13 protein-coding genes are annotated in these 19,414 nt (G+C 59.2%); 10 read left to right on the forward strand and 3 right to left on the reverse strand.

Features of this window, described 5'->3' with window-relative positions:
• Positions 1-73 precede the first annotated feature (73 nt).
• The 10 genes from X744_RS168025 to X744_RS167990 all read left to right on the forward strand — a co-directional run bounded on the left by X744_RS168025 (position 74) and on the right by X744_RS167990 (position 16,682).
• The gene (locus tag X744_RS168025) at positions 74-2,170 is read left to right on the forward strand and encodes a polysaccharide biosynthesis tyrosine autokinase (protein ID WP_031259487.1); all 2,097 of its coding nucleotides are present in this window, start codon (positions 74-76) and stop codon (positions 2,168-2,170) included.
• Positions 2,171-2,189: 19 nt separating this feature from the next.
• A complete protein-coding gene (locus X744_RS1000000175870; RefSeq protein WP_031259488.1) occupies positions 2,190-2,747 on the forward strand; it encodes a transcription termination/antitermination NusG family protein in 558 nt (185 codons plus the stop codon).
• A gap of 386 nt (positions 2,748-3,133) precedes the next feature.
• The gene (locus tag X744_RS168020; protein ID WP_023756880.1) at positions 3,134-4,756 is read left to right on the forward strand and encodes a hypothetical protein; all 1,623 of its coding nucleotides are present in this window, start codon (positions 3,134-3,136) and stop codon (positions 4,754-4,756) included.
• A gap of 216 nt (positions 4,757-4,972) precedes the next feature.
• Positions 4,973-6,193: a glycosyltransferase gene (locus X744_RS01000000169100; RefSeq protein ID WP_084025089.1), complete on the forward strand. Its 1,221-nt coding sequence runs from the start codon at positions 4,973-4,975 to the stop codon at positions 6,191-6,193.
• Positions 6,194-6,324: 131 nt separating this feature from the next.
• Positions 6,325-7,713: a polysaccharide biosynthesis/export family protein gene (locus X744_RS168015; RefSeq protein WP_245266371.1), complete on the forward strand. Its 1,389-nt coding sequence runs from the start codon at positions 6,325-6,327 to the stop codon at positions 7,711-7,713.
• Positions 7,714-8,115: 402 nt separating this feature from the next.
• Positions 8,116-10,029 carry a type I secretion system permease/ATPase gene (locus tag X744_RS168010; protein WP_245266372.1) on the forward strand — a complete coding sequence of 638 codons (1,914 nt, stop codon included), beginning with the start codon at positions 8,116-8,118 and terminating at the stop codon, positions 10,027-10,029.
• Positions 10,030-10,056: 27 nt separating this feature from the next.
• Positions 10,057-11,376 carry an HlyD family type I secretion periplasmic adaptor subunit gene (locus X744_RS168005; protein ID WP_023756884.1) on the forward strand — a complete coding sequence of 440 codons (1,320 nt, stop codon included), beginning with the start codon at positions 10,057-10,059 and terminating at the stop codon, positions 11,374-11,376.
• 67 nt (positions 11,377-11,443) lie between these two features.
• Positions 11,444-12,322: a sulfotransferase gene (locus tag X744_RS168000; protein ID WP_023756885.1), complete on the forward strand. Its 879-nt coding sequence runs from the start codon at positions 11,444-11,446 to the stop codon at positions 12,320-12,322.
• A gap of 181 nt (positions 12,323-12,503) precedes the next feature.
• Entirely contained in the window at positions 12,504-14,009 is a 1,506-nt protein-coding gene (locus X744_RS167995) for a lipopolysaccharide biosynthesis protein (protein WP_031259496.1), read from the forward strand.
• A 162-nt stretch (positions 14,010-14,171) separates the two neighbouring features.
• Positions 14,172-16,682 carry a hypothetical protein gene (locus tag X744_RS167990; protein WP_023756887.1) on the forward strand — a complete coding sequence of 837 codons (2,511 nt, stop codon included), beginning with the start codon at positions 14,172-14,174 and terminating at the stop codon, positions 16,680-16,682.
• Between the two features lie 210 nt (positions 16,683-16,892).
• Here X744_RS167990 and X744_RS1000000171325 read toward each other — a convergent pair whose 3' ends face one another.
• The 3 genes from X744_RS1000000171325 to X744_RS167980 all read right to left on the reverse strand — a co-directional run bounded on the left by X744_RS1000000171325 (position 16,893) and on the right by X744_RS167980 (position 19,369).
• Positions 16,893-17,135, reverse strand: a complete 243-nt coding sequence (locus tag X744_RS1000000171325; RefSeq protein ID WP_084025041.1) for a hypothetical protein — start codon at positions 17,133-17,135, stop codon at positions 16,893-16,895.
• Positions 17,136-17,216: 81 nt separating this feature from the next.
• Positions 17,217-18,209: a nucleotidyltransferase family protein gene (locus X744_RS167985; RefSeq protein ID WP_245266374.1), complete on the reverse strand. Its 993-nt coding sequence runs from the start codon at positions 18,207-18,209 to the stop codon at positions 17,217-17,219.
• Positions 18,209-19,369, reverse strand: coding sequence for a PqqD family peptide modification chaperone (locus X744_RS167980; RefSeq protein ID WP_023756889.1), 1,161 nt, complete (start codon positions 19,367-19,369; stop codon positions 18,209-18,211). The genes X744_RS167985 and X744_RS167980 overlap by 1 nt, the downstream gene beginning before the upstream one ends.
• Positions 19,370-19,414: the final 45 nt, after the last annotated feature.

Consider the following 19,414-nt stretch of genomic DNA (forward strand, 5'->3'; position numbering starts at 1 on the left):
AAGCACATCCAGCCAATGCTGGAGGGGCGGAATTTGTGCTGCTGTTTGCGCTGGTGTTTGCAAGGATTCGGAAATGGCAAGTCCAACTGACAATCCTATCATGACCCGAGAGTTACTTCCGCTTGACGTGAGAGAGATCCTTGATTTCTTTCTTCGCCGGTGGAAGCTTGTATGCTGCATTGCAGCACTGACCTTCGGCATATTTGTGGTCGCCGCCTACGTCCTTCCTCCATCCTACACGGGGTCTGCACAAGTCTTACTCGATGCCCCGATCGACTATATGATTCCGCAAGATTATTCGAATTCTGATTTTGCCGACAATTCAACATTTATTGAAAGTCAGATCGCAGTTCTGAGATCCACCTCGCTGCTTCAAAAGGTCGTCGACAGTGAAAAGCTCACAGAAGACCCAAGGATCGGGTTGGGGGCACTGGAATGGCTGAAGGGTTCACTGGGAGTCTCACGCGTCGGAATGGCGGACGTTATTGAGATTTCAGTGACCGCTTACGATCCGGAAAAAGCGGCATCCCTGGCCAACGCAATTTCCCAGACCTACCTCGCTGATCGAGTAAGGTCGCGTTACGAAGGAGCCAGAAAAGCATCCACATGGCTCACTGAGCGGGCCGCATCTTTGCGCGAGGAGCTGAGCCGCTCGGAACAAACTGTCCAGAAGTTTCGGATCGATCACAATTTATTGGCGACTCCAGCAGGCAGTCTGACTGATCAGCAGCTGTCCGAGTTGAATATCGCCTTGATTAACGCAAGCGCCGAATTGTCCGAGAAGCGGGCCCAATTTTCTCAAGTTGACAAATTGTTGGCTAGCGGAGGCGACATCCAGTCGATACCGGATGTATTGCAGTCTGTGGTGATCAGCGCGCTTCGGGCTCAGCTCTCTGGCGTGACACGGCGGGAAGCCGACCTTAAGTTGAAATATGGCGAACGGCATCCGGACGTCATGACCGCCCAAGCCGAGCGCCGCGACATCGAGGGGCAGATTGCCGCTGAAGTCCAGCGTCTCATCGGCAACCTAAAGAATGAAGTCGACGCGGCAGAAGCCCGGGAGGCTTCACTGAAGCGGGCCTTGGATTCGGTATCCAACCGATCCGAGGTCGAAGGTCAGGTTGGCGTCCAGCTGCGCGATCTGGAGAGGATTGCGGCCGCGAACAAGGAGCTCTTTGAGACATTCCTTTCACGCGCCAAGCTCACCGAGGAGAAGTCCACTCTCCTCAACAGCGGCGTACGCGTGATAACCGACGCAGGTGTTCCGGGTTCGCCAAGCTTCCCGAACAGGCCTCTTTTTGCGGCCTTGGGACTCGTCCTAGGCCTCTTCGTCGGAGGCGCAGGCGCCGTACTTCGTGAGCTTTTCGCCTCGGGCTTCATGGCAAAGAAGCAGATCGAGGACGAGCTGGCGGTTCCGGTTCTCGCGTCCATGCCAAGGATGTCGGGCTGGTCGAGGGACGCCCAGTCGCTTGCCCAGCCTGTGGCCTATCTCGAACGCAGACCCCTCTCCAGATATAGCGAAGCCGTGCGTCGACTCCGCCTGGGCATCGACGGGACACCCGAACAGGCACGTTTGCCGCGCGTCATGCTGGTGACATCTGCGATGCCCGGCGAAGGAAAGACAACCCTGGTGTTGAGCCTGGCCTGCTCCGCCGCTGCCGATGGCGAACGGGTCTTGGTCATCGATGCGGACTTGCGGCTTTCGGCTGCCACGGCCTTCTTCGGCATGGCCGACAGGATCGGGCTGGTTGACCTTCTGACTTTGCCAGTGAAGGCCGCAAACGCAATTCATCTGGACGAACGTTCGGGGATTTCCCTGCTCCCTGCCGGCGCAAGGACCCGGAACCCGCCTGCCCTTCTTGCTTCGGTGCGAATGCGCTCGGTCCTCGATGAGCTTCGCGGAAAATTCGACACGGTGATCATTGACGCACCGCCTGTTGGACCTGCTGCCGATGCCTCGATCCTGGCGAGGTATGTCGACAAAGTTCTCTTTGTGGTGAGATGGCGTGAGACCTCGCGCGAGGCCGTCGCCGAAGGAATTCGGCATCTTGGCGGCCGCTCCAAGATTGCCGGCATCGCCCTGACGATGGTGGATGAGCCAAAGCTACCGAGATATGGCCGTTACACTTCACTCGAAAGTAGTGTCTTGGACAGTTACTATCTAAACTAGAGAGAGCAGATATTCCGCCATGCAGCACGCTGACTTATATCATCGGTTCCCAGAGCCGGTACAGAAAGCCCCCGACGGGGAACCTGCGCGCTGGTGCGTGGTCCAGACGCACCTGCATTCCGAGGGCTTGGCGGAGCGACACCTGCTATCGCAAAACTTCCGAACCTATCTGCCCAAGCGCAGGCGAACTGTCCGGCACGCTCGCATAGTCAGAACCGTTTCCAGTGCGTATTTCGACTGCTATCTGTTCGTCTCGCTTGTTCAGCAGCAGAGTTGGTACCCGATCAACTCAACCGTCGGTGTGCGGAAAATTGTCATGAGCAAAGGAATGCCGATACCGGCTCCTTACGGTGTAGTTGAGTCTTTGATATCAGCAACCGATGATGACGGAATTTTGCATCCGGACATTCTATTGATGCCAGGTCAAAGAATTAGGATATTAGATGGGCCGTTCTCGGACCAGCTTGGCATTCTTGATCATGTCGGTAGCGCCGGAGCTGTCAGAATTCTTCTTGATATCATGAACCGATCAATTCCGATTACCATCGACCGGGATAAAATCTCGGTAGTTTCTTGAAGTCTATGCGTTAGCTGTCAGTTAATACAACTGTTCGCTCGCAAGATGCTGGAACCACCCAGCAATGAGGAAATGAGTTGGCACCCAATTCACCCTCTCTGCGGCAGCTTGCAAGGTGACATCCGAGCCTGCGGGTCGACAGTGAGAACATTGGTGCTGCGTCCCAACGAAGCAATCGGCGTGGATATAGCTCCGCCAGGTCGAGGCCTTTTGAGGCGACGATGAGCGAATAACCCTCGACGCGATCAACTAGGGGATTCCCCTTGCAACCTTCACGCAGATCCAACCCCGGAAGCCAACGTCCCGCGGCCCCTGGAGAGCCTTGGGATGGCCTGCGGCCACAACAGTATCGTCATCGTCGCTGGACTCCAGAGCCGAAGGCAAGCATGGCGGCCGAAGCGTTGACGGAGGGGTTGAATGTTCCGGCGCCAGCCAAGTTGATTGGGGCGGGCCTGTCGCGGACCAAAGCAGATGCAGGTCTCTCTCAAACTGACCGAAATGCCCCCCTTGAAGCGTTACCGGCCCTGCCGATCGCCAGCGAAATGTTTCGAGCATTCAACGAAAGTGGCCTGAGGTACGGGATAATCCAGGATCTCGCATCCCTGCAAGACGGGCTTGCGGGCCGGGACGATCTGGACGTCCTCCTGGACAAACACGACTACGCGGCCTTCTGCTCGATCGTGAGCAAGCTGCACGGCTGTCGAGGCGTCAGCCTGTCTTGCTACGACAATGTCTGCGCCGGCCGCGAGGACTGGTTCCTGCCTGACTTTTCGCAAGGTCGCTATCTCCATCTCGACATGCATATCGGGCTCCGCGTCGGCTGGGAGTTCCGCAAGCGATATCCGGCATTCGACTATGCGACGATTACACGATGGGAGCCGATTTGTGTGGACGGCGTATCGATTCCGGTCGTCTCTCCCGAAGACGAGATTCGAATAGCAATTGCCCGCTTCGCCTTTCGGGCCTGGGCATTGCCTTGGAGACAATGGATCACCGTCGGTGATGCTTGGAGGGACCAATTTGCACGCCTGCCATTTCCGTCAAGCGAGCAAAGCGTGGATGTCGTGGAATACATGTTTGCCGGCGGGAAAGCGGTGAGCTGCAGGTTTGTGCAAAACGCCGACGGCTTGGTCGTCCACCGCGGAGATCTTGCCAGGTTGCGGCGCGCAATCCGAGAAGTATGCGGTTTCACGGGTCGTTACGAAATCGCCGATGCATCCATCCATCTGGCCCGCAAGACCACGTATCTCGCCTTGAGATCTCTTCAGCACTTGATGCCCGGCAGATTTCCACCAAAGAGACGGCCTGCGGCTGGTGGCTTTGTAGTCGCGCTCATAGGTCCCGATGGCATGGGGAAGAGCACTCAGGCTGAGCGGCTGACACAGATATTTCGATGGAAGTTCGGGTGTGCGCAAGCCTATGTCGGAACCGGAGACGGCAATGGATGGTGGCTTCGCAAGGCGTTGCAGACGCTGGTTTTACCCCATAGACGCCGCCTTAAGTCCTTGGTTCAGCACAATAACGACAATTCCCTCAGTCGAAATTGGTCGAAGGGAGGATTTGTCGCTGCCGCGCTGGCATTGTGGGCGGTTTTGATCGCGTTCGAGCGATACGCTGTCGTGAAACGTGCACATCGATGGGCGACGCGCGGCCTGATCGTCATTTGTGACAGGTGGCCGCAGGCGATCTGCAGAGGGTATCTGGACGGGCCAACGATTCCACCGCACCTGTTCTCCATCCCAGGCTTGTCGGCACTCGCCCGGCTCGAGCAAAGACTCTATCAGAGGATGGCAGAATGCCGGCCACACCTTACCTTGCACCTCGTCTCAGATTTTGCGGTCTCCGAGCAGCGAAAGCCCGGTGAAATCAGGAAAGAAGCGTTCGATGCCCGGCTATCGCTGATGGCGGAGCTGCGATCCAAGGACAAGAACATCCTAACCATTGACGCGAGCGCAGGCATAGAGGCGGTCGGTCAGGAACTGTTCAGGCATATCTGGCTGTCACTGTAGAGACAGAGCTGTCCCTGTAGAGACAGAGCTGGCGGCTCAACCGCCGACATTCACCACCATAGCCAACGCAAACGGCCAGCCCTGCCACGAAGGCGCCGGCGACAGCCCATCCCGACCATGCTCGGGAAGGCCGCCGAAAGAGTTGTCAAACGCTGCCGCTCGATGCGCTCGATCTTCCGGGATGTACCAACCCCGGATGCCCAGAGGTGCAAGCAAATGAAGATCGTCCATGTGCTCACCCGACTGCTTCGGGGAGGTTCGGAAGAGAACACATTGGCCTGCTGTCTCGCTCAGGCGCGGCACGGCCATGAAGTGCTTTTGGTTCACGGCGAGGAGTACGACCCGATTTTGCGGGCGTCCGTTGCCGAAGCCGTTCGGGTCATGACTCTGGAAAAACTCATCAACTCGATTTCACCGCCGCGCGACATTTCGGCATTTGGGCAACTCACGCGCCTTATGCGCGATTGGCGGCCTGACATCGTGCACACACATCAAAGCAAAGCTGGCATCGTCGGCCGCCTTGCCGCGAGAGAAGCCAATATCCCTTGCATCATACATGGCGTGCACATTTTACCGTTTGTGCATGTGGGCAAAGCGCAGAGCCTGATGTACCTGGCTGCCGAACGCCTGGCCGCGAAGGTCACACAGGCTTTCATCGATGTCAGCCAGGCCATGCGCGACATTTGCATCGCCAATCATTTGGGTAGCGCCGCTCAGCACCACGTCGTCCACTCCGGCTTCGATCTGACACGCTTCACGAACGCGCAATGGCCGCAACAATCGCATCTCCTCCTGGGGACGGCTTTCGGAGAGCCCAAGCCGCCGGTGGTGCTGATGCTGGCCGCACTGGAACCGCGAAAACGCCACGTAGAGTTCATTGAAGCATTTGGGCAGATCGTCGATCGAATTCCGAACGTGCGACTGCTGCTGGCCGGTGAAGGGCCAGCGCGATCCACCGTTGAATCGGCGATTCAACGATCCCCTTTCGCAAACAACGTTCGCATGATCGGCTACCATAGCGAGCCTGAGCGACTGATCAGTCTGGCGGACGTGTGTGTGCTGACGTCGATGCGAGAAGGGCTGCCTCGCGTCATGATGCAGTATCTGGCGGGCGGTCGAGCAAGTGTGGTTTCGCATCTGCCGGGAGTGGAAGAGGTCGTGAAGCATGGCGTAAACGGAATCGTGACGCCGGCGGAAGATGTGGGTGCCGCAGCTGCAGCGGTCGCCGATCTCCTTGAGAACGAGCAGTATCGCGCTCGACTGGCTGAGAGTGCGAAACTCACCGACCTTTCGTCCTGGGGGCTGGATGCCATGTGCGATAGCGTCGAGTTGATTTATCAATCCGCTCTTGAGTCAGCCCTTCCAGCCGCACGACCGAACGAGGCGCAAATTCGCGCTGGCCTCACCAAGCAAACCGTAGGACTGCACGGATTTTGATCCTTTTGCTCCTTCGACGGAGCGTGGATTCCCAAGGCTTACTGCTCGAACCCAACGAACACCCTGCTGTCACGCTCCGGCCGACGAAAGTCGATTGGTCCTGACGGCAGACAAGACAACGGAGTACGACGATGCGTTTGCGTGCTGACCAGCAATTTCCTTCCAAGCCTCTGCGAGTGAAGGATTGGGGCCGACGGCATTTTCCCGGATTTGAACTTCCCGGATTTGAACTTGCGGCCGACCGCATGCTCGCAATGATTGGTGGCCTCGCCATTGCCTTTGTTCTGCTCACTGCCGACGCATCCCGTGCGGACGGATATACGTTCGACACCGGTGACATCCTGCGGATATCCGTGATTGGCGAACAATCCTATCCGCTGGACGTCGTGGTCGATGATCGGGGCTCGATATCACTTCCCATGCTGGGCGATATTCAGGCGCGCGGCCTCACCACTGTTGCCCTTTCGCAGGCCATTCAGCGTGCATTACAACAGCAGAAGCTCATTCTCGAGCCTTTCGTGAAGGTGGAGATCGGTCAATACCGACCATTCTTTATTTCCGGAACGGTGGCTCATCCCGGATCATATCCATTTCAACCTGGAATAACGGTTCGCCATGCGCTGGCCATAGCCGGTGGCTTCCGGGCTACCGCCGTCGGAAACATGGAGCCGGCCTTGCAAATAGCTGATCTGCGCAGCGCGCGCGCAGGTCTTGCGATCGAAGAATATCGTCTGAAGGTACGGCTCGCCCGGCTCCAGGCGGAAAGCCGGCAGGACAAATCCTTCGTCGCTCCGCCGGATCCGCCAGTCGAGTTTGGCGGACACTTGATAGTCGACATCGTAGCGTCCGAACAGGCGCAGTTGGACGCCCGCCTTGCCGCATATCGGGACGACATTTCATTCCTTGAGGTCTCGTTGGATCGGGCCAGGAAGGAAGCAGATATGGTCGCTGCAGCGCGAACGGAACGGGAAAAGACCGCGAACATTCAACTCGAGGAACTGCAATCCGCCCGGTCACTGCGGGAAAAAGGTCTGGTAACCAATTCGAATGTCATGACGGCGGAACGAGCACATACCAGCTATCGCGCCGAACTTGCGCAGACCGAATTGCAGCAGGAGCAGGCGCAGCAGGCGATGCTGACCTCGGAGAGTGAGCTGAGGAAAAAGAAGCAGAGTTATGAAATGGATCTGATCTCGCAAGCCCAGGACACGCAGGTCGAGCTGGGAAAGATTCAAAGTCAAATAAGGTACGTTGCCGACAAGCTTCTCTTTATCTTTACCTATGGCGAACAGAGGACGTTCGACGACTTGCAAGGCTCTGTGAAGATTTCGATTTTCAGGCGCGACCAGAAAGTCGCCCACGACATCATCGCCGATGAAAATACGGAAGTCCTCGCTGGCGATGTCATCGAGGTTTCGATTGTAGCCAACAAAGGGTTCTACGCACCGGACACTTCCGGAACAATGGGTACCCCAAATGCGCAGGGCCCGGCCCTCCAGCCAAGCATTGTCGGCCAATAGCACGAACATGCCCACTTCCTCGAGCAACGCTTTGCTTCAGGGCCGCGATCGTCGCTTCGCAACGCTCCTGGGTTCGTTGTGCCTTGAACGGACCGACATAGTCCGGCCTTGGCACCTCATGGGTTTGACATGATCCTTGGGGCAGCACTGACAGTCGTGGCAAACCGCTTCCGCCGGACGAATTCCCATGCCAAAATGGAGCAGAGGCGGCTCAATCTCCTGCGTGCAACGGCGCGCCGCAAGACGACGGTGCGCAATGCTCCGCGCCACCGCTCCATCATCCGATCGCGCATTCCAGGAGCAATCCTGCTCCTCCTCGCTCTTGCGCTTGCGGGAGCTGCATTCCTGCCGCGCCTCGTTGATCTCGGCAGGAACTGGCTGCCGCGACCGTGGACGGATCTCGTGCGGGACTGGGGCCATCTTTCCGATGTCTTGCTGCCCGGTCCAGACGCTCTTCTGGTTGGGCTGGCGATCGCGGCCCTGGGCTTGCTGCTCATGGCAGTCGCCCGCAAGGCAAGGCGAAGGGGCGGTTTGCCAAGCGCGCTCGCGAACGCCGGCGCCCAGCCCTCGCCAGGGAATATCCAGCCGGCGCCCGGTTCGGAACTGGCCTATGCGTTGCGTTCCTGCAAGGCAGCATTCGCGGGCGTCGCGGTTTTTAGCGGCGTGAGCAACATCCTCATGCTGACCGGTGCGATGTTCATGTTGCAGGTCTACGATCGCGTACTGCCAAGCCGCAGCGTTCCGACTCTGATAGCCATGGCGATATTGGCCGGCGTTCTGTTTGTCGGGCAGGCGGTCGTCGATCTCGTGCGCGGCCGCATTATGACCCGGATCGGTGTTGAACTGGACGAAGCGGTCGGGGGGCGCGTATTTACAGCCGTGTCCAGGCTGCCCTTGTACATCGGCCATCAGGGCGATGGGCTGCAGCCGCAGCGCGATCTCGACAACGTCCGCATATTTCTGTCGAGCCCGGGGCCTAGCACGCTTTTCGACTTTCCGTGGATGCCCTTTTACCTGGCAATCATATGGAGCCTTCATCCGACGCTCGGGATTACGGCGATTTGCGGTGCAATCGTGCTGGTGGCGCTGACGGCAGCGACCGAGGTCTTTACGCGCAAACCAATGGGCGCCGCGGTTTCGACGGGTGTGATGCGCAACGGCTTTGCCGAGGCCAGTCGCCGCAACGCGGAGGTCCTCGCGGCGATGGGAATGGGCAACCGCCTGCACGACCATTGGCGGGAGGCGAGCCGCGAATACCTCATGCAACAGCAGCATGTCAGCGATATCGTAGGCGGCTTCGGCAGCTTCGCCCGCGCCTTGCGGCTGATGCTCCAGTCGGCAATGCTTGGTATAGGGGCCTGGCTGGTGATCCAGGGCGAGGCTACGTCCGGGATCATCATCGCCGGCTCCATCCTTGCGGGCCGAGCGCTTGCGCCTGTCGATCTTGCCATCGCCCATTGGCGTACCTTCGTGGCCGCACGCCAGAGCTGGAGCAGGCTGAGCCAGGTGCTCGCCCGATTGCCGCAAGACGCCCAGCCGATGGCACTTCCGGTTCCCGGTTCGAACTTGACGGTGGAACGCATGACGATCGGTGCACCGGGCGCGCAACGGATCATCGTGCGAGGTGTGGAATTCAGCCTGGACGCCGGCTCGGTGCTTGGCATCATCGGACCAAGCGGTTCTGGCAAATCCAGCCTGGCTCGTGGGCTGGTCGGCGCATGGCGACCGCTGGCGGGGCGTGTCAAGCTTGATGGCGCCGCGCTCGATCAGTGGTCGTCGGAGCGTCTTGGCCGCCATATAGGTTACCTTCCGCAGGACGTCGAACTGTTCGCGGGAACGGTTGCCGCCAACATCGCCCGCTTCGATCCTGGATCGGACCCGAAGGCCATCGTCGCCGCCGCCCGCGCGGCGGGTGTCCATCAACTGATCATCAGCTTTCCCAATGGCTACGAGACGCAGATCGGAGAGGGCGGAACCGCGTTGTCAGCAGGGCAGCGCCAGCGCGTTGCTTTGGCACGCGCACTCTATCGAAATCCGTTCCTCGTCGTCCTCGACGAGCCCAACTCCAATCTCGACATGGAAGGCGAACGGGCGCTCGCCGAGGCGATCCTCGCAATCAAGGCACGTCGTGGCATCGTGGTGATCGTCGCGCACCGCCCGAACATTCTCACCACCGTGGATTTCGTGCTGATGATGAAAGAAGGGCAGATGCACATGTTTGGAACGAAGCAGTCCGTCCTGTCCAAGCTGTTTCCGATGCAGGTCAATACCGAGGGCCTGCGGCCGGTTTCAACCTCTCCTCAACTGCCGAATTGACGACTTGCGGCACAGGGGAAACGGGCAATGACGGCTCCTGTCTTGAACCGATCGCTTTCCAACCGGCGATCCATTCGCCGCAATCTGCTCGGTGGAATGACTGTCGTCGCACTGCTCCTCGGCGGAATGGGAGTCTGGGCCGGGACAGTGGACATTTCGGGAGCAATTATTTCGCATGGCTGGGTGGTCGTCGAGAACAGCGAAAAGAAAGTGCAACACCCGACGGGCGGCGTGGTCGGCAAGATCTTCGTGAGCGATGGCGACCGTGTCCGAGCCGGGGATGTCTTGGTCCAGCTTAGCGACACCATCCCGCGTGCCACCCTGGCTTACGTGACAAAGAATCTGGATGAGCTCTATGCGCGAAAGTCCCGGCTCGAGGCCGAGCGTGACGGCAGCGGGCGGATGACACTTGCTCCGATACTTGCCACGCGAATGAGCGACCCGGAGATTGCCAACACGGTGGCCAGCGAACAACGGCTCTTCGAGCTTCGTCGAACCGAGGTTTTCGGCAACAAGGCGCGCTTGCGCGAACGCATCGAGCAACTCGGAAAGCAGATCGAAGGCGATTTGGCTCAGGAATCGGCAAAGAGCAAGGAGATCGAGCTGATCAACAGCGAACTCGTCGACATCCGCAGCCTTGTCGAAAAGAAGCTCACACTCAAGTCGAAGCTGACCGAATATGAACGCGAGGCAACACGCATCGAGGGTGAAAGGTCACAGCTTGTGTCAAACATGGCGCAGGCAAAGGGTGCCATCGCCGAAGTCGAGCTCCAGATCCTGCAGCTGGACAAGGAGTTCTCCAGCGAGACTGGCAGCGAACTGCGCGATGTCGATGCCAAGATCGCCGAATTCGAGGAACGAAAAGTAAGCGCCGAGGACCAGCTGTCACGCATCGACATTCGCGCTCCCTCCAGCGGCGTCGTCCATCAATCCTCAGTTCATACAGTCGGCGGCGTGATCAATGCGGGGGAGCCGATCATGTTGATCGTTCCCGACACCGACACTCTCACGGTCGAGGTGAAGGCCGCTCCGCAAGACATCGATCAGATCTCGGTCGGCCAACGCGCACTTCTTCGCTTCACCGCCTTCAACGTCCGCACTACACCCGAAATGGAGGGCACGGTGTCCATGATCGCGGCCGACGTAACGCGCGATCAGCATACCAATGAAGTCTACTACGCAGTCCGCATCACGCCCGATCCGAAGGATTCGAAGAAGCTTGGACCCGTCTCGATCATTCCCGGCATGCCGGTGGAAGCATTCATACGGACTGGTGACCGCAAGGTGCTGTCGTACCTGATGAAGCCTTTGACGGACCAGATGATGCGTGCGTTCAGAGACCAATAGCCGAGCGGCGGCGCTTGTCGTGAGGATCGGCGCTATCTTGGCTAACCTTCAGCGACGGAGACTTGTCATGGCAGCAACAGAGCTGAAACGTCCCATTTTTCTGATCGGCAACTATCGGTCGGGAACCACAATTGCACAAAAATTGATCGGGCTGCATCCTGACATCGTTACCTGGTACGAGCCGAAAACATTGTGGCTATATGCCGATCCGGCGCGGCGTCATGACGAATTCGTCGAAACCGATGCTACCGAAAGGGTCGCTCGTTACATTCGCGGCAGGTTCCTCGAATATCAGTCGCGGCACGGCGACCGACAGATCATGGAAAATACGCCTGCCAATGTCTTGCGCGTGCCGTTTGTCCACGAGATTTTTCCGGAGGCCATATTTCTCTACATTACGAGAAATCCATTTTCATACATAAGCTCAATGGAGCTTAAGTGGCAGAGAGCAAAGTCCTTAAAAGGTATAATACGCCTGCTGAAAATCACTCCTGTCACACAAATTCATTATTATGCAAGAGATATTATAAAACAGGTGATCACAAAAAGGGTGCTCGGAAGGAAATATACATCGATCTATGGCCCGCGTTACAACGGAATAGATCGGGATTTGAAGGATAATGAAAAGTTGACGGTGATCGCGCGTCAGTGGGCGCGCGGCAATCGAAAGGCTCGAGAAGATCTCGCCAAGCTTGGCAACGGCCGCGTTCTGTCGTTTCGTTATGAGGATTTGATACAGGATCCCGAACTGGTCTTGCGCCGCATCTATGAACATTGCGGGCTGAGCTGTACCGACGATATCGTCCGCATGGCCAAGGAGATGATCGACCCAGGCCGACAGCAGAAGTGGCTCCGCCTCGAAAGGAAGGACCTGACGGCGATCATACCGGAGGTCCGGGATGAGATGGAATTCTACCGCTACGAAATTCCCTCGCTTCTTCAATAGGCAAGGCGCACTGCGCGCTGGCGGGCGGCACCGCAGCCGAAGCCCCTTCGTGACCAATGCGGTCGTTTCATTCAGGCGCGGGCGCGTCGCCGGGCGTCACCCAATGTAATCGTGTCCCTCGGCGGATCCGGGATGGACGCAATGGCCGCCTGTTTGGATCGGCCAAAGAGTGGAGACAGGCGTGAGCAACGACAGGCGAGGGCTGGCAAAACAGAGTGTCGTGGGCATGTTGTGGACGGCCTTGTCCATGGGCGCCCTCGCCGTCGCCGAGCTTGCCTCACTTCTCATCCTGGCCCGGCTGCTCTCGCCCAATGAGTTCGGCCTTTACTCCGCAGCGCTGATCGTCATCAAGTTTTCGGCGATCTTCCAGGGACTTGGCATTACCCCCGCGATCGTCCAGCGACCTGTGCTGGAAGAGCGACATCTCCGGGCTGGATTCACCTTGTCATGCCTCCTCGGCCTCGTTGTGTCCGCGTTGGTCTGGGCGATGGCACCGGCAATTGCCGGCCTGCTTCGACTTGCCGATCTGGCTCCGGTCGTTCGTGCCATCTGCTTCGTGTTCCTTTTCCAAGGCGCTTCCATGGTGGCATTGGCCGCGGCCCAGCGCGCGCTGCGATTCCGCTGGCTGGCGCTCGTCGATGCCTGTGCCTTCGCCACGGGCTACGTCGTTGCCGGTCCGGTACTGGCTTGGCTCGGCTTCGGTATCTGGGCCCTTGTCGGCGCACTTCTGATCCAGCAATTCATCCGCATGGTCGTGCTGCTCGCTGGCCAGCCGCATCCGATGCGGCCCTTGCTGGAACGAAGCGCCATCTTCGAACTGCTGTATTTCGGAAGCGGTTTCACCATAGCCCGGGTATGCAACTACCTCGCCACCCAGGCAGACAGGCTCGTCGTGGGGCGCTGGCTTGGCGCAGATGCGCTTGGCCTGTACGGCCTGTCGTCACAGCTGATGACGACGCCTGCCGTCATTGTCGGTCAGGTTCTCGATCGGGTGCTTTTCCCGACCATGGCGCTGGTCCAGGAGCAGCCCGCGCGGCTTGCTCGCGCCTATCGCAGCGCGGTCGCAGGATGCGCCCTGATCGTCCTACCGGCTAGTATGGTCGTGGCGATCGTCGCGCCGGAGTTGGTTAAGGTCACTCTCGGGCGGGGATGGGAGGGGGTTGTCGCCCCACTCCAGATCCTGGCGTTCAGCATGTTGTTCCGCACGAGCTACAAGCTGAGCGATTCCGTCTCGCGCGCAACGGGGACGGTCTACGCACGCGCCTGGCGCCAGGCCGTTTTCACCATCGGCGTCTTGGTTGGGTCCTTGATGGGGCAATTCTGGGGAATAGAAGGCGTGGCATTCGGCGTCGGCGCGGCATTCGGGATCAACTTCTTCCTCATGGCACAGTTGAGCCTCCGCGTGACCGGGATGACCTGGGGCGACTTCTTCATGGCGCACCTGCCTGGGCTTGCGCTCGCGGGCGTTGTCGGAACGGGCGTCTGGGCACTCGTGGAATGGCTGCACGAGTTCCATCTATCTGCTCTTCCCCTGCTCATCGATACGGCATTGCTGGCATCTGCCGGGGGCTTGCTACTGTGCTGGATCCTGCCGTCACTGTTCCTTGGGCGGGACGGGCTATCACTGCTGCGTCTGCTTGCCGCCGTGGCGCCCGCCTGGCCCAGGATGAGGAAGGCAACTGACTGATCAAAATAGACTTCAGCGCTTGACCGCCCGGCCATGCATTGCGGGCGACGGCTTTCATGTCAACGTTACCCACCGCCATGCTCGATCTGGGGTCGGAACCGCCCCTGGTCGGACACGTCGAGATTGCGATTTTAGTCGAGAAATATGGAGAGGAGATTCGACATGGCAAAACTGGCTGGGCTTCCCTGGACTGACACGAAACTCTTGCTGACGGACTCCGGCATTGACTCCGGCATCAAAGGCGACTGGCTGAACATCGACAATTTGACGCTGCCAATCGGAAGCGTGAGCGGCAACGAGAAGACTGGCGATATCTCCGATCTGAGCGACGAACCTGCTGCGGAAACCGGCAAGGGGATTCACAGTCACGGATTGGATCGCGCCGCGAACAGCCTCGATCTCATTTCCGCGGATGGGATCACTCTGACATCGGGGAGCGATGGCAGATTGAACCTCAGCGGACTGGCCGAGGCGGCAGCCGGAGTTGGCATTCATCTGGACAGCAGCTTTCTCGATTTGTGGCAGGACGCGACAACGGGCCATGCCGACAGCCAAGTCACCTATGCCGCCACCACCCCTGAGGCAGTTGCTGACCTCGGCACGGTCTCGACGGGCGCCGCGGCTGCCTCCAGCAGTCTCCTCGCCGCCGCCTCGAATGCAATCGACCCGATCTTCGAAACAAGAGTGGCGACCGCCGGCGACGATGTCGAGGAGAAGGGTTCGGGTTCGATCTCGACCAACATAAACGACCTGGAGCTGGGCTATGACAGCAGCACCCGACAAACGGTAGGCATCCGCTTCACCGCGATCGACATCCCGCAAGGCGCCATCATCACCGGCGCCTATATCCAGTTCCAGGCCAATGAGGTGAAGACCGGCGTGACCTCGCTGCTGATCAAGGGCGAAGATACCGACGACGCGAGCGCCTTCACAAGCGTCAGCTTCGACGTGTCCTCACGCGCGACGACGGACGCGTCCGCAGCCTGGACGCCGGACCCGTGGAACACGGTAGGCGAGCAAGGGCTGACCGAGCGCTCGCCGGACCTGTCGGCGATCGTGCAGGAGATCATCAATCGCTCGGGCTGGGCTGCGCTCAACGACATGGCATTTTTGGTCACCGGCACTGGCACGCGCACAGCCGATTCCTACGAATACTCGCCGACCAGCGCTCCGCTGCTGCACATAGAATATCTGCTGCCAGGATCCGGAAGTCCGGTGGCCTTCAACAGCCCGGCTGACGCCAGCGCCGCCGCCAACCAGATCGCCGAGCTTGCCGCGACTGGTGCACCCACCGGGATCACCGCCTCGGCCACGGATCCCGATGCCGGCTCGACCGTCACCTACAGCATCAATGACTCGCGCTTCGCCATCAATGCCAGCAGCGGCGTCATCACGCGCTCTGCCAACGGCACGCTCGACTTCGAGACCCAGCCGTCGATCAATCTGACAGTGACGGCAAAGTCTTCCGACGGCACCACCGCCAACCAGGCCTTCACCCTCGCCGTCCTCAACAGCGCTGAGCCGGTCGCCTTCAACACCCCGCCGGATACCGACACCGCCGCCAACCAGATTGCCCAGAACGCCGCCGCCGGCACGGCGGTCGGGATCACCGCCTCGGCCACGGATCCCGATGCCGGCTCGACGGTCGCCTACAGCATCAACGACACGCGCTTCGCCATCAATGCCAGCACCGGTATCATCACACGCTCGAGCACCGGCACGCTTAACGCCCAGTTAGAGCCGTCGGTCAACCTCACCGTCACGGCCTCCTCGGCCGACGGCAGTACCGATACCCACGCCTTCGCCGTCAGCATCACCGGTGCTAATCAGCTGCCGACATCAGTGACCTTGGCGCATACCATCCTGACGTCGCTGTGGTCGCCACCGAGCCCCGATCCCACGGATCTCGTCTATATTTCTCATCTCGACACGCTGCTGGTTGCCGATAGTGAAGTTGACGAAATGTCCATCTTTACCGGCAAGAATCTCTACCAAATGAATCTGAGCGGCACCCTGGCGGGCACGCTCACGACGATCAATTTTTCCGATGAGCCGTCGGGGATCGCCTACAATCCCACCAACCACCATCTCTTCTTCACGGACGACACTGGCACCAAGAGCGTGTACGAACTCAACCCCGGACGGGACGGACTTTACAACACGTCGGACGACCTTGTGACCTCATTCAAGACGGCCGCATTCGGCAGCACAGACCCGGAGGGGATTGCCTATGATACAAAACGTGGGGTCCTATATGTCGCCGACGGCACAACCCAGACGATTTACACCATCGCTGCGGGTCCGAATGGCAAATTCGATGGTGTCGCGAGCACGGGCGGCGACGACGTGGTCACGAGTTTTTCTGCGCGTGCGCTGGGGACCCCTGGCGACGAAAGTATTGCGTACGATCCAGTCCACGACCTCCTTTATATCATTACGTCGAAAAACTCGGTGGCAATGGTAACGCCTACCGGGCAGTTATTGGGCACGCTCGATATCTCCGCGGCCCATGCCCACAAACCGTCGGGAATGGCGCTGGCGCCAAGCAGCGACGATCCAAGCCATAGTATGAGCCTGTACATCACTGATCGCGGCGTGGACAATGACTCCCATCCGACCGAGAACGACGGCAAGATCTATGAATTCCATATAAATGATTGGCTGCTCGCCTGATCCTGCACGGCGCGTGTTTCAGACCACCGGAACTCGTCATGCCCGGCCGGCTCACTGATTTGAAATTCGGACCCGTGAGCCGGTAGCCGCCGGCAAAGAAAAGCCCGGACCACTTGCGGCACACAAAAGTGCCGCAAGTGGTCCGGGCTTTCAAATGACAGGCTTACGTTCTCACAACGCTGTTTTCAGCGACCATGATGCTCGAAGAGCTTACGCCTGCCCGGGAGGACCGGAGTGGATGTGGTTCTTGTCTCCCCAACCATTGCCCGGGCGTGATCCGCCCGATTGGGCAATCGCCTTGGAGTTCAAGCTCGTGCCGAGCAAAAGCGTCACAGCCGGCGGCGTAACTGCCGCAAAGCGCCCCGCCTTCTTGAGAAAGTCGCGGCGTGCCTGAGCTTCCGAGACCAGGTTCTCCTGAGTCCGTTCTGAGCTTTTTGTGCTTTCAGTTGACATGTCAAACCTCTCCACAACCGTCTCAAATTTACAGATCGAGCTTATGCTTTGTGACCCGGGGGCACTAGTTCTCCAAAAGGCTTAGATTTTGGTGCGAGGGTTGAAAAGCGTGCGAGCAATGCGACGTAAGAAGTCCGACGGCCCACGTCGCACCAAGCCGTAGCCGCGTGAAAATCGCCATGTCCCCCACATCAAATTGCCGGCCAAGCGCAGCGGCGCTCCGACGACGGGGTGGGTCGCCGTGAAGATGCGTCTCCAGTGCTGGATACGGACCATCCGGCGTTGTGCACACTTTGCCGGGATTCTGGTTCCAAAGAAATGATGCATGGCCAGGAGCTGGGTGTCGAGCGCATTACGGGCGGTTCCATCCGACATGGATTGCTGCAGTGACGTCCAATCCACGTCATCGCTTTCCGCCAATCGTGCCAGATCATGAAGGTGCCTGAGATCTATCCTTCCGCGCCAGTAATCTCCCTCCTTGAGAAGGTCGTGCACCATCCAGTGCATGGCGCGGGCCTGAGCGGTAGGAATTTTCACCCGAAGGCCGCCTCGCTGAACAAGCTTGGGGGGGTGACAGCCGTTCGCTCGGCTCGAGCGGAGCTCCAGCATTCCGGCGTCCTGCTGGCGGGCCATGCCTCGAGCGCCCGCCACATCGACGTAGCCAAGCTCTTCAAGACAGGCTCTGGCGACCGTCTCTTGGCGCGGATTCACAGCTAGATCAAGGTCACTCGTCATCCTGCTGGGAATCCGGCCGGCCGGTGAAAGGAACAACGGAATGGCACCCTTGAGCAGGAGCGGAACGATATCGCTGCCATTGAGGGCCGCAACGGCTTCACGCAATTGGGAACGCAAGCGCAGGTTCCGTTCCCGATTGCAGTCGTGAACGAACCGAAGATACTCACGCACGTCCTGCGGGAGCTGGTGGATTTGTCCGGCACGCGCGAGGGAGGAAAACAAATCGGGTGTGAGCAGAGTGTGATTTGCCAAAGCAATCACGGCCTGCCAATCGGCCCTGTCAGTCGGACTGCCGCGAAGTCCGGCGATCAACGCCTCAAGCGCGTTGCCCCTGCTCATCATCGGCACGCTTGCGATATAAGTTGTACCGCATCATCAAGCTTCGAATAGTTCAGGCAATAGGTTTCGGCCGATCCGATGAGTTGGGTCAGAACTTCGAACGCGGTGCCACTCAGCCTTCCGCCGGGTGCAAGCGCGCCGTTGAGAAGACCGCGCAATGCGTTGGCAGGATCGACCGGCTCCAGGCAAGCCTTCGAACCGTGGCCTCGACGCAGCAGGACCACACTGCCGATAGGCAGGGGAGAATGAGCCAAGGGCGCCGACGCCTTGGGCACGGCAAACCGCACACGCCTACGGTCGGGCCGGCGGCAGACTGGAGCATCGTCGAGATCGGCGCAGTATTCGGCCAGAAGCGGCCATGCCCCCGCCTTGACCGCGCAGGCAAACGGCAGGCCAACGCCACGCCCCCTGGAGTCCAGCAGAGTAACATCATCAGCGGCAAAGCCGAATCCGGCATGGACCAATGCCAAAGTCAGTGTTGTCTTGCCCGCGCCCGGATTGCCGCAAAGAAGGACCATACGTCCATTGCTGAAAAGGCCCGCCGCATGGAGAGCGAGTTCATAGACGCCGCGATCGAGAACCTCGTTCAGCAATTGTCCTTTCAGTGTGACGGCTAGTTCGTCGGCAGGGCAGGACAGAATCCAATCGCCATCCCGGAACAGATGGATCCGTCCCCCGTGCTCAACTACCTCGAGTAGAACGTCGGCAGCCTCACTTCGAACCTCAAGATGCCGAAATACGGTGATTGCGGGGAATGCGGAGGCTGCTGGATAGACGATCCGCATGTTGAGGCCCGCAACGGCAACCACCTGGCTCACGAGTTCCTGAGCTGCTGACGGAGACACAGGCACGCGGGGCCGTATCAGGCTAAGCCGCTGCCAGTCCGCGAGCGCCGCCTCGACATGCCTGTTTGCCTCAAGCCTTTCAACGCCCCTGCGCATCATCTCGACCGAAATGGCTTGCGGTGCCATGCCTTCTTCCAGACAGCGCCAGATGTCGGCAGCAGTGTCGTTGATGGCGAAAATGGCCTGATTTGTCGGGCTGAACAGGACGTTTCTTTCCCTGACGCGTACCAACCGTCCTTGGATTACAAACGTCGCAGAACTGTGATCGGCGAGGCGCGGTGTCGCAGTTCTGTCAATGGCCTCGTGCTGATTCATCGCGGTGACGGTCCAAGCTGTTATGGCAAGGCGGGTGTGGTCGAT

This window comes from Mesorhizobium sp. LNHC252B00, assembly GCF_000502955.1.
GTDB lineage: Bacteria > Pseudomonadota > Alphaproteobacteria > Rhizobiales > Rhizobiaceae > Mesorhizobium.